The organism is Paludibacter sp., from assembly GCF_009712605.1.
In the GTDB taxonomy this organism is placed as follows: Bacteria; Bacteroidota; Bacteroidia; order Bacteroidales; family Paludibacteraceae; genus Microbacter.
Genome location: NZ_WASO01000014.1, coordinates 188667 through 203689 on the forward strand (window position 1 = coordinate 188667; position 15023 = coordinate 203689).

The 15023-nt window shown below is 42.5% G+C and carries 7 protein-coding genes; 1 reads left to right on the forward strand and 6 read right to left on the reverse strand.

The features are described 5' to 3' along the window. Window position 1: 1 nt before the first annotated feature. The 3 genes from F8N35_RS11110 to F8N35_RS11120 all read right to left on the reverse strand — a co-directional run bounded on the left by F8N35_RS11110 (window position 2) and on the right by F8N35_RS11120 (window position 6997). Window positions 2-3049 (reverse strand): TonB-dependent receptor, encoded by a 3048-nt coding sequence (locus tag F8N35_RS11110; protein ID WP_293052784.1) that lies wholly within the window; start codon window positions 3047-3049, stop codon window positions 2-4. A gap of 41 nt (window positions 3050-3090) precedes the next feature. Beyond that, window positions 3091-5523: a glycoside hydrolase family 127 protein gene (locus F8N35_RS11115; protein ID WP_293052788.1), complete on the reverse strand. Its 2433-nt coding sequence runs from the start codon at window positions 5521-5523 to the stop codon at window positions 3091-3093. 211 nt (window positions 5524-5734) lie between these two features. Then, window positions 5735-6997 (reverse strand): glycoside hydrolase family 27 protein, encoded by a 1263-nt coding sequence (locus tag F8N35_RS11120; RefSeq protein ID WP_293052791.1) that lies wholly within the window; start codon window positions 6995-6997, stop codon window positions 5735-5737. A gap of 418 nt (window positions 6998-7415) precedes the next feature. Here F8N35_RS11120 and F8N35_RS11125 point away from each other — a divergent pair, with 418 nt between their 5' ends. Beyond that, window positions 7416-11519 carry a two-component regulator propeller domain-containing protein gene (locus tag F8N35_RS11125; RefSeq protein ID WP_293052794.1) on the forward strand — a complete coding sequence of 1368 codons (4104 nt, stop codon included), beginning with the start codon at window positions 7416-7418 and terminating at the stop codon, window positions 11517-11519. Between the two features lie 70 nt (window positions 11520-11589). Here F8N35_RS11125 and F8N35_RS11130 read toward each other — a convergent pair whose 3' ends face one another. From F8N35_RS11130 to F8N35_RS11140, 3 genes are all read right to left on the reverse strand, one after another. Continuing rightward, entirely contained in the window at window positions 11590-12318 is a 729-nt protein-coding gene (locus tag F8N35_RS11130; RefSeq protein ID WP_293052797.1) for a glycoside hydrolase family 11 protein, read from the reverse strand. Window positions 12319-12394: 76 nt separating this feature from the next. Further along, window positions 12395-13327, reverse strand: coding sequence for a carbohydrate kinase (locus tag F8N35_RS11135; protein WP_293052799.1), 933 nt, complete (start codon window positions 13325-13327; stop codon window positions 12395-12397). A gap of 100 nt (window positions 13328-13427) precedes the next feature. Beyond that, complete coding sequence (locus F8N35_RS11140; RefSeq protein ID WP_293052801.1) at window positions 13428-14960, reverse strand: phosphomannomutase/phosphoglucomutase; 1533 nt, start codon at window positions 14958-14960, stop codon at window positions 13428-13430. Between the last annotated feature and the right edge of the window lie 63 nt (window positions 14961-15023).

Consider the following 15023-nt stretch of genomic DNA (forward strand, 5'->3'; position numbering starts at 1 on the left):
CTTAGAAGGTTACATTAAGTCCGAATGTCAATGTTCTGATCGTTGGGTATTTATCTCTTGAGTCGTCTCCGGCTGCTTTCATGTCAGAGTTGTCAATTTCCGGATCAAGTCCTTTATATCCGGTGATGCAAAATACGTTCTGAGCAGAAGCATAAATTCTCAATGCTTTAATAAGATTGATCTTTTTTACATTGAAGTTGTATCCTATTGTTATATTATCCAATTTCAGGTAATCTCCGTTTTCGATGTAGTAACTAACATATGTTTGCGGATAGTTAAGTACGGCCTTCCCATATACCTTGTCGAAAGCGCTTTTCAGCATGTTGTAGTTGATATTAGGGTTTTCGTAGAACATGCGTTGGAAGTTCAGAATCTTGAATCCGAAAGCTCCGTTGAAGGTCATACTTAAATCCAGATTTTTATAGTGGAACGTATTGGTCCATCCAAGGTTCACTTTAGGAATGCCGTTGCCAAGGTATTGTTTATAAGTATTAGTATACATTTCCGGGGTTAAAGTTTTGCGTTCCCCTTTAGGTGTTTCAATGATCCATTTGCCGTCCGAAGTAATGTCTACCGATTTCAGCCCCCAGAAATTACCAATTGGTTTGCCTACTTCTAAGCGGTGCGTTGCAAAAGAGATAGGGTCTCCACAGTTGCCAGCTTCGATAAAATTGCCCTCGATCTGATACAAATCGTTTGACAAACTCAGGAGTTTGTTTTCATTGTGTGACAGGGTAAGGCTCGAATTCCAATGGAATATCTTTGTGTCGACAGGGACAACATTCAATACCACTTCGATACCCTGATTGCGCATTGCACCTACGTTAGCAAGGGTAGTGTTATAGAGATTGGGAGGAACAGGAACATTGTACCACCATAACATGTCAGTGGTTTTCTTGTGGTAAACATCCACAGAACCGTTGATTCTGTTTTTAAGGATACCGAAGTCGAGCCCTATGTTTAGCTCGCCCGATTTTTCCCAACGGAGGTCAGGGTTCGGATTGCTCGTCGGAATCAGACCTTTTACCCAGGTACCGTTGTTATCAAAATAACCGTTGTTGTCGTACGCGTATAAAGTCTGAGACTGATATGGCAAGGATGGAATTACACCGGTAACTCCATACCCTGTACGAAGTTTCAGGTAATTGATCCATGTGATATCCTTCATAAACTTTTCGTTGCTGATCGTCCAACCCAGCGAAACAGAAGAGTACGTTCCCCATTTGTGATTCAGACCGAACTTAGAAGATCCTTCACGGCGAATACTTGCCAGAATGTTGTAACGGTCTGCATATCCATAGCTTACACGGCCAAAAAAACCGATCAGTTTGCTATCGCTTTTACTGCTGCTCATACTTGCCTTGCCATCTTTGAGGGCATAACCAGCATATAGATTATTGTATGAATAGTTGTCGGATGGGAAATTATAGTTGTAAGCATATTCGCTTTCTCCAACATTATAATCATAGCTGTAACCTGCTAAAAAGGAAAATTTGTGTAATCCGATGTTTTTATTGTACTTGGCGGTTAATTCCATGTCGTCTGTACGACTATGGTTATCACTTTTAGAAGCCACGCCATTCATGCCGTTCATCGTGTTGGAATAGTTCTTCTTGGTTTCATAATACCCGGTCATGCCATTAGAACTGCGGGTAGAAAACATTGCGTTGGTTTCAAATCCTTCGAAAAGACGCAAGGTGACATTGGATGTGAGGCGAGTGTATTCATCTTTAATAATCCCGTCAGTTTCATTAATCATAGCAACCGGATTATAGTATTGGAAACGGGATGATTCAGCCCAGTTTCCACTTGCATTTCTGATAGGTGCCGTCGGGTTACGGATAAGAGCCTGTCTGTAAATATTTGTGTTGAATGAAGATGCTGAACCCACAGCGTTTGTGTTATCGATGCCTTTTACAATATTGAGGTTGAGTTTTACCTTATCGTTGAGCATGTATTGATTAATGTCAAAAATAGCTTTCAACTCATTGTTATTCGTTCTCTTAAAAACCCCATTCTTATTGTTGTAAGTAACGTTGGCTGAATAGTTGGAGTTTTCTTGCCCACCTTTCAGACTAATGCTGTGGTTTTGAGATATACCGGTTTGTGTTATTTCTTTCAGCCAGTCGGTTGAAGCACCTTCATCCGTGAACGGTAGTTTTACACCTTGTGAAAGCAAACTGCGAATATCACCGGCATTCAGAAAATCGGCTTTTTTGCCAAAAGTTGAAGCTCCAACATAAGCGTTATAGCTAACTTCAGGTTTCATGTTACGTCTTCCTGTTTTAGTGGTGATAAGAATAACACCATTTGCTCCACGCGTACCATAGATGGCTGCTGCAGAAGCGTCTTTCAGTACATCAATGGAGGCAATGTCTTCCGGAGCAACTGTGTTTAAGCCGCCGGCCACGCCATCGATCAAAATAAGTGGCGTCGTGCCTCCGTATAATGAAGAAACACCTCTTAGCATGATATTTGATTGACTGGATGGGTCGCCGGAACCGTTCGAAATATTCAAACCGGCAACTTTCCCTTTTACCAGATCAGCAGCATCTCTGATGAATCCCTGTGTAAAATCTTCAGCTTTGACACTTGCCACGGCACTGGTTATATCCCCTTTTTTCTGGGTACCATAACCAATCACCACTACTTCGTTGATATTTTTAGAGTCTTCTTTGAGAATAATAGATTGTTGCGACTTATTACCAACTGCTATTTCCTGTTTGAGGTACCCTATGTAAGAAAAGACCAATACCGATTTGGAACTGCTTACATTAATTCGGTAATTACCATTACTATCGGTAATAGTTCCATTGGAAGTGCCTTTTTCCAAAACGTTTACACCAATTAAGGCATCTCCCTTTTCATCCACGATACGGCCGGTTACGGTGGTTGTTTTTTGCTGGACAATTTCCGACCGGCTGTTTTCCACACTGCCGGGGGCAGCCCACAATTGACCAATGCCTAAAGTAGCGGTCATAAATGTGCATGTGGCAATTTTTGCCAGGCTTTTACTTAGAAAGCCATTTTGTTTTTGAGTTACATTCATGTTGTTAAGATTAAAGGTTCAATATATTGGTTTAGAAACTTTTAATTTACTTTCCATTCGATTACGCCACCGGATTCTCCCTTTTGTAGTTTGGCTTCTATTTTTAGCCCTTTTGTTGTAATTGTTTTGAATTCCAGTTTGTTATAACAGTCTTTTTTTGTGGTATAAGATCCTTTGGCTTCTACTTCTTTCCATTCTTCTCCGTCTTTGTAAAACAATTTCCAACTTTCGGGAACCCGATAATTGCCATCATACTGGTCGAAATCAAGCCAATAGACCTCGACATTAGATATAGTCTCTTCTTTTTCAAACTCGTAAGCAAGCGTCTCTGTTGTCCCTCTTTTCATCCACCAGTAATGATATGGTTTCGATATATCTGACGAGCTTTTGGGTTCCCATTGATCATTTACTCCCCAGGTCGATTCTTCAGGAGAAGAAATCAATGGAGCGTCATTCTGAATCGGAGCTTTCATAACTACCGTTTGCGCTCTTGAAGCAATTGTAGGTGCCGGAGTAGGATGTGCGTATTGTGCTGCGTAAGGAATCCATACAGCCATCTCGCCCGGGCCACGGTTATTCCACGTTGAATAAGGAATTGCCGTGAATGGCACTTCTTTTTCATCTCCGTTTAAGGATACTTCTTTGGCAATACCTTTCAATGTAACTATTCCATTAAGCATATTTTCCTGATAGGTGGCATCCATCTTTGCATTTTCGGAGATGTACTTGTTGAGTACATGAGTGTCATTTTGGTCTTTTCCTTCTAAGCAATAGACAATAGGTCCTCTTTCAATGGCGAGTTTTCCCAGATCATCCTGTACTTCGGCGCGTGCTGCTATCCTGCGAACCGGCATTGGAAGACTCAGCTCGATTACATCTCCTTTTTTCCACTGACGATGAATGGCAACGTAACCCATTGTTTTGTCCGAATCAATCACTTTGCCGTTGACCTTGATTATATATTTTCCGGCAGGAGTCCTGAAAGTATAGAGATCGGATGGCACCGGTTGGTTTTCTGCCCATCCCGGAATTCGCAGTTTAACGGTAAAAGCTTCGTTAACCGAAGGGGTTACTTTGATGCTGATTTTTCCATCCCAGGGATATTGAGATGTCTGATTCAACCCGATCTCGTTGCTGCCTACTTTTATTTTACCGGCACTTTGAGCGTAGAGATTCACGTAAAGAGTCTTTCCCTGAACGGCATACATATAAGCCGGCACTGAAGCCATAAAGCGGGTAATATTTCCGGGACAACAAGCACAACCGAACCATGCTTGGCGTTCGTGCTGACCCATCGATTCAAGCGGATTGTCGTAGAAAAACGTATCTCCACTCAATGAAACGCCCGAAATGACGCCGTTGTAAAGAGCCCGTTCTAAAACATCAACGTATTTTGCATCGCCGGTTGCCAGAAACATGCGCTGATTCCAGTACACATTGGCAATAGCGGCGCAGGTTTCGCAGTAGGCAGTATGGTTGTTCAGTTCATAGTTCGGCCCGAAACCTTCACCCTGTGCACGCGAACCGATGCCGCCGGTGATGAACAGTTTTTTGCTTGCCATATTGTACCATATGCGTGTCAGAGCGTGGAAATAGGCTGTGTCGTTGGTCAGTGCCGCTACATCCGCGACACCCGAATAGAGATACCCGGCACGTACAGCATGTCCTTTGATTTCGTCTTGCTTAAGAATCGGCATGTGATCCTGGCTATACTCGCTGAGGTGGTGGCCGTCAGTGCCGCGTCCGGTTTCTTCTACAAAATATTTTGCCAGATCGAGATAACGTTGTGTTCCGGTAACGCGGTAGAGTTTTGCCAAAGCCATTTCTACAATCGGGTGTCCCGACGGACGGTGTATTTGTCCTTCTTTTGGTCCGAATACCTTGCAAATAAGGTCGGCATTTTTGATAGCAACATTAAGTAACGTACGTTTTCCGGTTGACTGGTAGTGTGCAACCGCAGCTTCAATCAGGTGACCGCTGTTGTACAGTTCATGACTGTTGATTTTTTCCCAACGGGCATGTCCCCACCAACCCGAGAGTCGTTCGCATTTATTAGTAACGCAGGTGGTAAGGTAACCGTCGGGTTCCTGAGCAGCCTTTATCAGGTTGATGACACTGTCGAGATAAGCATCCAGGTGCTTGTCGTATTTTACTGCGAGAGAATAGGAAGCTCCCTCAATGATTTTGTAGGGATCGGTATCGTCGAAAGAGAAGTCGCCTTTATGTTCGCCCTTGATGAGACCACCGGCAAGTGCAAAATTATCGAAGCGGCCGTTTTTCTCACACTCTTTGAATGCCGAAGGAATAGAAACGGTGCGGTTGATTTCGATGCGTGGTGCCCAGAAATTATCCGTAAAATGTACTTGTGTAAACGGTACAGACTGAATTGGTTCGCTTGTTTTATTTCCGGCTTGTACAGAAAAAAGCGATGATGATGAAATTAATATTGAGAGCAGAGCGAGAATGTTTTTCATGTGTAATATTAAGAGTTGAGATGATCGCAAAGTAAATTAATAAAGCTTCAGGGGGATAGAAATATCGTCTATTTTATTGATAATACAGTACAATTTGTTTAATGTTAAATGTGTGATTAATTAGTTGTTTATTAGTAGTTTATGTGTTGTGTGAGATTTTTATTTTAGCTAAAAATGAACATTGTGAGAGTTACTTATCGGGAAATGTTCTTCAACGTTTTGGAGATAGCTTCACCATTAATACACCATGTCCCGGAATCACATGAATAGTGCTGTGGTTCGTCGTGCCAATTGTTTTGTGTTGCCAGAGATCCCTGATTGTGTACTCTTTTTTGTAAATATTGATGTCTGTAGCAAAATACATCGTATGTTTCTTCCAGTCGTAGTCCAAATTCCACTCACGATCTGACCGGTTGAGGAAGCTAACTGCAATTTCTCCGTTTGAAAGAGGTTTTGCCCAGATCTGATGATCGCCCATGTCAATGAAACGCCGTGCCTGTTCTCCGAGTTTATCCTGATTCACATTGATAACCTCTTTGTTTGTAAGAATCTCTTTCGTGTCGTTGTCCATAGAGCGGAGATCGTTGCCAGCCATCAGGGGTGCTGCAAGCATTGCCCACATGGAGAAATGAGTCACATATTCGTCGTGAGACATGCCACCGTTACCAATTTCGAGCATTTCGGCATCGTTCCAATGTCCGGGGCCTGCATATGGATAAAGATCGGCCATTACATCAATAATATTGAGTACACCCAGACCTCCCCAGTCGAATTTGCATTGATAACAGTCTCTGATGTCAGGAGTAACTCTCCAAAGGTGTCCGATACCTTTTCCCCATTTCCATGCCTGATTTTCACCCCATTCACAGATGCTGAAAACGATAGGCCGACCGCAGGCTTTCAATGCATCGCTCATGGTTTTGTATGCAGCTTCTGCTTTTTGTCCTTCGTTGGAGCACCAGTCATACTTGAGGTAATCGACCCCCCATTGTGCATATTGCCGCGCATCCTGAAACTGGTAGCCGCGGCTTCCGGGACGTCCCTGGCAGGTGAGGGAGCCGGCGCAGGAATAGATGCCCAGTTTGAGACCGCGTTTGTGAATTTCGTCTGCCAGATATTTTATTCCATGAGGGAAATGGAGTGTGTCTGCAATGATGTTGCCTTGTTCATCCCGACCGGTTTGCCAGCAATCATCTATTACAATGTATTGATAGCCGCATTGTTTCATGCCGGAACTAACCATGGCATCTGCCATTTCTAGAATCAGTTGTTCACTTACGTTACACCCGAATTTATTCCAGCTGTTCCATCCCATGGGTGGAGTAGGAGCCAGCGACATAAATAAAGAATCCTCCTTATTTTGAGTGTTACTGTTTGTTTGTGCGCTTACGTTGTAAGAAACAATGCCGGAAATCAGTATTATTAAACAAATAAAACGCTTGGAGTAATTGTGAAGTAATGTTTTGTTGTACATGTCTTAAGTGTTTGGTTTTAATTTAGATTCAGATCAGAATGTAAAAACCAATATCCCGAAAAATAGTAATGCATCTGCGAGTGAATTTGTAATGTGCCCAATCATAAAACTTTTCAGATAACCATGAAGTGTTGCAATAACTATCCAAGTGAAAGCCGGGATATTGGTTTTAATCGGAAAACTGTCATATTCCAGAATGCGAAATAACAGGTATTTTAAATTGCCGGATAATTCATAAATCCAGATTTGTAGTAAAATAATCCATACTAAGTCTTGAAGTTGATGGAATGTAAAATGCATATAAATAGAAATTTATCAATAAATGTGGATGGTAGTGCTATGTTTCTGGACGATCTTTTTATTCTTAAGCCTAAAAATGTAGTAATATTGCAATGTCCTTTTACTAACACCATCTTGTATGTTAATCCGAAATCACTCTATTCCCCAATTGATGATGCAGATATGGGAAAAGTGTAATAATCTGTTGAAATATAATCTTTTATTTCTTTTGACGCTTGCCTTGGCTAATATTGCTTCTCTGCATGCCGAAGCATTTAGTTTTCGTCACTACAAGGTGGAAAATGGTCTTTCATTCAATACGGTCAGAAGTATTTTGCAGGATCGGCAGGGTTTTATGTGGTTTGGCACAGAAGATGGGTTGAATCGTTTTGATGGATTGAACTTTAAAGAATTCAGAGATATCAGGGACGGTAAGAATCTCTTCGGGAGTAATTACATGTGCACTCTGCACGAAGATGCCCGTGGTGTGATTTGGGTAGGTACGGATGTGGGAGTTCTTTGTTATGACAGGACAACAGAATCGTTCTCCCGTTTCAGACAGGCGACTACTCAAGGAGTAGTAATCAATTCAACGGTAAATAATATTGCTGAGGACAAAAATGGAACGGTTTGGATTTCTACTTACGGTCAGGGTATTTTTGGTTACAATATTCGGACAGGGAAATTGGAACAATTTCATTTCTTGTCAGACAAAAAGGGGAAGCGCGTCTGTGAAATGATCAATTATGTATATGCAGACAGGGAAAATCGGATCTGGATCGCGCCCAAAAGTTCCAATAATCCAATCGTATTGCTTAACCGGAAGTCAAAAAGTTTTGTTGCCGTCCCGCTCAAAATTACCGACTCTTCCGTCCGGTCATTTACTATTTACAATATTTTTGAGGATTCGAAGCGAAATCTTTGGTTGGGAACCTGGGATCAGGGCTTGTGCAAATTAAACAGATCAGACTATAAGACAGATTTTTATCTTTCACCCCAAAAACCGGGGGGAATCCTGCATGTTCATGAACTTAATGAATACAGGCCAGGAGAATTGTTGATCGGTTCGGATGACGGACTTAGCTACTTTAACACTCAAACATTGGCACATCAGCTTTATGTGCCGAAAGAAACGGAGCCGTCATCGTTGTCGGATAAATTTGTTTATCCGATTTATAAAGACAGGGAAGGTGGTATCTGGATAGGAACTTACTATGGTGGCGTAAATTATCTTTCGCCAAATAGCGGATTGTTTGAACGTTATACGCACTCGTCTTATGTTAATTCGGTCAATGGAAATGTAATCGGCGCTTTTTCTGAAGATAAAAAAGGAAATATGTGGATAGCATCCGACGATGGTGGTGTCAGCTGTTTGAACAAAACGAGCGGGAAATTTTCTTATTATGTGCCAAATGGAGGGAAAAACGGCCTTTCGTGTTTGAATGTTCATGCCTTTTGCTGGGATGAGGACAAACTATGGATCGGAACTTATGCCGGTGGACTGAATGTGCTCGATACGCGAACGGGGACATTTAAGCATTATAATAGCGAAGAAAACAATCCCAATACCCTCGACGGTGGTAGTATCTATGCCATTTTTAAAGATCGTGATGGTAGAATGTGGGTGGCAAGTATGTCGGGGTTGAATGTATACAACCGTAAGAATGATAGTTTTATCCGCTTCAAGAATCTGAATTCGACGACTGTTAGCATAAAGCAGGATCAAAAGAGATTTATCTGGTTTGCCACATCGGGCAGAGGATTGTTTCGTTATGATCCCGCTTCAGGAAAATGGGTCAATTACCTGAATAGGCCTGATGATGCCCGGTCATTGCCCAATAATCAGATCAATTGCATGGAAATTGATCATTTGTCGAGGCTTTGGATTGGTACTTCCAGCGGACTTTGCCGGTATGATTATAAAAGAAATGTGTTTGTCGAGATCCCGTTATCCATTCCCAGTAAGACTATATGTAGTATTGTCGAAGTGGATAATGTGTTATGGCTGACAACCTCAAAAGGACTTGTAAGATATGATCTGAAAGATGGGAAGATACGCTTCTTTACTAAAGCTGACGGTCTGTTGAGCGATCAGTTTATCTTTAATTCGGGGTATCGTAGCTCTACCGGTAAAATATATTTTGGAACGGCCAACGGTTTTATTTCGTTCGATCCGAAAAGAATTGTTCCCTTTAGATTCATTCCGCCGGTAGCTGTAACAGGATTGGAAATTTTCAACAAAACAGTGCCGGTAGAACCGCATGGTATTTTAACTCACTCTGCTTCCTTAACCGATAAAATCGATTTGTCATACAAAGACAATGTGTTCAGTATCGGTTTTGTTGCGCTGAGTTATAATACGCCGGAGAAAAATCGCTATGCCTACAAACTTGAAGGTTTCGATAAGGATTGGAACTATGTGACGAATCAATACAAGGCCACTTATACCAATTTGCCTGCCGGAACTTACGAGTTTAAGGTGAAGGCTTCTAATAGCGATGGCGTTTGGAACGAACAGGGAGCTTCGGTGAAAATTGTGATTCATCCTCCCTTATGGCTGACAACCGGCTTTAAATTGCTATATTTTGTTCTGATAATGATTGCCATTTTCTATATCTTGAAGTTGCAACAGCGGCGGACAGAGAAGAAACATGCCGAAAAAATGAAAGAACTGAAGCAGGAAAAAGAAAAAGAGCTGTATGATGCTAAAATACAGTTTTTTACCATGGTGGCGCATGAAATCCGAACTCCGGTATCACTCATTATAGGACCATTGGAAAAGATTATGGAATCGAAAAAGGAGTTGCCCCATTATATTCTGAATGCATTGAACATTATTGACCGGAATAGCCAGCGGTTATTGTTGCTCGTAAATCAATTACTTGATTTTAGGAAAGTTGAACAGGGAGTACTTACGGTATCGAAAGTACCGACCAATATTTATGAGCTCGTTTATGCAGTTTACGAACGCTTCAAACCTTTGGTGGAGCAGAATGGAAATTTATTCGATTTTCATTGTGATAACAAACGGTTTGTGGCGGATGTAGACAAAGAAGCCGTTACCAAGATTATCAGCAATTTGCTTTCTAATGCCTTGAAGTTTGCCGAAAGCCGTATACTCGTTTCTGTTGCCAATGAGGTTGATGATTCCTTTGTGATCCGGGTGGAAGATGACGGACGCGGAATTTCAGACGATGAGAAAGAAAAAATATTTCTTCCGTTCTATCAGGTTGTTTCGCATAACAAACCGGGAACCGGACTGGGCTTGTCGTTGGTAAAGAACCTGACGGAAGCGCACGGAGGGACGGTGGCTATTGAGGATGTATCCCCTCATGGAGTTGCTTTTGAAGTCCGTCTTCCGTTACGCAGCGAACAGACGGATTCTGTTCTGGCTTCTTCTGATCAGTCCCGGAGTGTCGGAATAGACAATGCTATATTACAAGTGTCAGAAACCTCGATCGCTCCCGAATCAAAAGCTATTGAGAAACCGGTGTTATTGATCGTGGAAGATAATGCAGAAATGCGAAATTTCTTAAAAGACAGTTTTGAGGAAGAATATTCTGTAGTTACGTCAGCCAACGGAAAAGAGGGGTTGGATGCGCTCAAAAAAACCGAGGTTCAATTGATTGTTTCCGATCTGATGATGCCAGTAATGGATGGACTGGAATTTTGTGCGGCACTTCGCGAGAATGTTATCTGGAGCCATATTCCGATAGTTCTGCTGACAGCTAAAACGGATTTGCAATCTAAAATAGAAGGCATGAATTGCGGAGCGGATGCCTATGTTGAAAAGCCGTTTTCTATTGCGTTCCTCAAAGCACAGATCAAAAATTTGATTGAAAACAGGAAAGTACTTCGCCGAAGGTTTTCCGAAATGCCGATGGTGTCGCTGAGCAGTATTGCAAGTAATAAAGCCGATGAAGAGTTTCTGACAAAAATGAATGCGATTATTGAGCAAAACATTTCAAATTTCGACTTTACTATCGAAGCGCTTGCCGATCAGTTACATGTGAGCCGATCGGGTTTGTTTGCCAAAATTAAGGTATTGGCAGATGTTACGCCCAACGAGTTGATTCAGATTGTGCGCCTGAAAAAGGGCGCTGAACTATTAGCGGAGAACAAATACAGAATTAATGAAATTGCCTATATGGTTGGTTTCAATAATCCTTCGTATTTCACTAAGTGTTTTCAAAAACAATTTGGAATGCGCCCCGGCGATTTTATCCGTCGCAATGAGGCCTGAGAAACCATTATGGGTTGACCGTGTTGGCGGGATAAAAAGGTTGTTGAGCTTTTGATCCCGCCAACTGAATTTATTTTTTTGCCACCATATTCAATTCAACGAACTTGAAACTTCCGCTGCTTTTGTAGCCTTCCACAACAAACGATACTTCGTGCATTTTCCCTAGATTCATGCCCAGTTTTTCCCATTGTTTAAAATGCTCTGAAATGTCGATGCTTCCTTTGTTTCTGGTGTTTTTTCTGATGCTGAAATATTGAACGAATGTAGTAGTACCGACAATAGAGGGTTGATTGATACGGGTAGTTTGGTAAATGTCATACAGACTGCCATCTACATAAAACGAGCCTTTGAGAACTGCATCTTTAGACATCGAAGGAATCCAGTTGCGCCAGTCTTCCACGATGTAAAATTCAACAAGGGGATCTACACTCCAACCGTAAATTGCTAAATAGGAGTTTCCGGCCTTTGTATTCGGATTGTAGATGCAGTTGTATTTTGCAGAAAATGTCCCGATTTCACTGTGTTTTTGTGTTTGGTTATATGCCAAACCACGACGAGCGAGGTAGTTTTCAATATCATTCCATTTGCCGCTGAATAAAGCGCCTTTTTCAAGGGTCATACAAGCCTCTCCTTGTGAATTTTGATTCCATAATTCATAACGGAATCCGTTTTTGGTGCCTTGCTTCTGATCCGAACTTGCATCGATGCAAAATGTTTGCGAATAAGCATTCGTGGCAATCACCAGCAGTAATGCCATTATGAGTTTGAATTTCAAGGTGGACAATGTGTTTCTTTTCATGTCTGATTTCATTATAAGGGTTGGTTTAGTTGTATTCGACAGGTATTGAATTTTCAGTATGTTCAAATTATTCCGTTTATTCAGAGTCTTCCGTGTGCCGCATTTTTGCGAACTCAGTCGAAATATAATTATCGTACGACAAACATACGTCAGTGGCAAAGTCAATTCCATCGCCAATCAATAGTTGCCATGTGTCAGATGAAACGGACGAAAGGGTATCTTTTCCGATGTTGTGTTTGTAAAGTCCGTAAGCAATCCCGGCATTAAAGGTGTCGCCGGCACCGATAGTGCTTGCCGGTTCAATTTTTCGTGTCGGCAGACAAATACTGACCTCAGGTGTTCTTAGATAAGCCGCTTCTGAACTGGCAGTGTAAATAAGCGTCGGACACAATGGTTTCATCGCTTCGTAGGCTTCGTCAATGTTTTTTGCCCCGAAAATAATTTCCAGGTCTTCGTCTGAAGCACGTACAACCGAAGCCAGCGACATGTTCTCGAGAATGGCCGGTCGCAATTGCTCCAGCTCGTGCAAGTGAGCTTTTCTGAAATTCGGATCGTAATAGATGAGTGCATTGCGACTTTTAGCATAAAGCAGAAACTCACGTAAGGTTTCCCGAATTTCCATGGCAATGGCATAAATCGACCCGAACATCACAATGTCATTTTCGTTTACTTCGGGAAATGCAATGTCGAACCGTTTCTGCGGATACGACTTGTAAAAAGTATAGGAAGCGTTATTGCTTTCGTCCAGAAATGCTAGTGCCAGCGCTGACTTGCCGTCTTCAAAATGGTAAACGTAATCGGTGGCGATGCCATTCTTATTGAGAAAGTCGTCAATCATATTTCCTACCGGGTCGTTGCCGTATTCGGAAATAAAATGAACGGGAAGTCCCAGACGACCCAGACTGACGGAGGTGTTCAGCATAGAGCCTCCTGCGGTGGAGGCTACGGGTTGCCCGTTTTTGAAAATAATATCGAGAACTGTTTCTCCTATGGTGAAAATTTTACGCATGAGTTGATTTACAATTTTCCCGATAGCTGTCGGGGTTACAATGTACGATTGAATCTAAGGATTCCAGATTTAATCTCCAAATTTCCATATTCTCAAATCCTCAAATTATCAGTGCTGTTTTGTCCAGTTCTTTATCAGGATAAGTGGCAAAAAAGGCAGCAAGTTTTCCTGCAATCTCAGCTACGCCGCCTTGTTTGTCCGACTCGATATTGAGTGGAATTACAGGATCGTGGAGCGAAAGACGGAGTAGAAACCATCCGTTGCCAGAGTTTGCATCGCAGGCTATACGGATGCCTTCGTAATTATTGGGAACGATTGTCCAACCCGGCACCGAAGCAACGAAATCTTTCAATTGTTCTATAACCGTATTGCCGTAAGCTTTGAAATCGTCAGCTTTGATCTTCAACCGAAATTCTTTGCTCTCGGCCGGAACACGTAAGCCTGCAATAAGCTCACTCAAATCTTTACCATTGGAAGATCGCATTTGGGCGGCTTTTATCAATAGTTTGGTTATCAGATAAGCTCCGTCGTCTAGAAAGTGGTTCTCTTTCAATGCAGCATGCCCGCTGGTTTCAATGGCCAGCCAGCTTTCTTCTCCGTTGTTGTTGAGCCTGATGGCTTCGTTGATCACATTTTTGTAGCCTCTTTTGAAGCGATGATGTTTTCCGCCCAGTTTGTCAATGAATTCGGCCAAACCGTCGGAAGTGATGGAATCGGTGACAATGGTAGAGTGGGGATGTTCTTCCAAAACGATGGCACCGATCAGGGCAATCAATTCATTTCGGTTGATGCTTTCGCCTTTCCGGTCAACGGCTGCGGCCCGGTCGACATCGGTATCGAAGATGATGCCCAGGTCTGCCTTATTCTTCAAAACTGCTTTTTGAATGAACGACATAGCTGTTTCATCTTCCGGGTTTGGAATATGGTTGGGAAACATGCCATCGGGGTCAAGGAACTGGCTACCGGTAGTATAGGCACCCAGGGGTTGCAACACCTTGTCCACGAAGAATCCGCCAGCACCGTTGCCTGCATCCACTACGATACGAAATCCTTTGAGTGGTGTTTCATAGTGTACCGAATGGTTCACCTCTTTGCGGATTTTTTCGACTAAAAAAGTTGAATAACGGGCAATCAGGTCGTATCCGATATGAACGTCATTTACGGTTTTGTCGGGAACGATGACAGTCGCTGCCTTTGAAAGAATAGCTGTAATATCAGGCTTATCTAATCCTCCATCAGAAGTAAAAAATTTGAGGCCATTACGGTTAAACGGCAGGTGACTGGCAGTGAGCATGGCAGCACCATCGTATTCGCTTTCTTCAAAAATAGTGCTCATGTACATGGCCGGGGTTGAGGCAATACCGCAGTCGACTGCATTTGCACCACTCAGTCTGACACCTTTGACAAAGGCTGTCATCAGCGATTCTCCCGAGATGCGTGAATCGCGTCCCACACCAATACATAACTTTGTCGGGTCAATTTGCTTCTTTTCGGCGAGCCAGTCTACAAAGGCAATGGCAATTTGCGTTACCCGTTCAGGTGTGAGATTAACCTCTTGTCCGGCAATTCCTTCGGTAGCAATGCCCCGAATGTCGGAACCATTTTGAAGTGCGAGAAATGAGTTTGTTTCCATGGTAATAAGTGTTAGGTTAAATCAATTCGCCTCAAAGATATGCCATTCAGGTGCTTTTTGCAC

What these genes read in the sequence shown, in the direction of transcription:
- F8N35_RS11110 (WP_293052784.1), bottom strand. Translation starts at nt 3,049, where the DNA reads ATGAATGTAACTCAAAAACAAAATGGCTTTCTAAGTAAAAGCCTGGCA.
- F8N35_RS11115 (WP_293052788.1), bottom strand. Translation starts at nt 5,523, where the DNA reads ATGAAAAACATTCTCGCTCTGCTCTCAATATTAATTTCATCATCATCG.
- F8N35_RS11120 (WP_293052791.1), bottom strand. Translation starts at nt 6,997, where the DNA reads ATGTACAACAAAACATTACTTCACAATTACTCCAAGCGTTTTATTTGT.
- F8N35_RS11125 (WP_293052794.1), top strand. Translation starts at nt 7,416, where the DNA reads ATGTTAATCCGAAATCACTCTATTCCCCAATTGATGATGCAGATATGG.
- F8N35_RS11130 (WP_293052797.1), bottom strand. Translation starts at nt 12,318, where the DNA reads ATGAAAAGAAACACATTGTCCACCTTGAAATTCAAACTCATAATGGCA.
- F8N35_RS11135 (WP_293052799.1), bottom strand. Translation starts at nt 13,327, where the DNA reads ATGCGTAAAATTTTCACCATAGGAGAAACAGTTCTCGATATTATTTTC.
- F8N35_RS11140 (WP_293052801.1), bottom strand. Translation starts at nt 14,960, where the DNA reads ATGGAAACAAACTCATTTCTCGCACTTCAAAATGGTTCCGACATTCGG.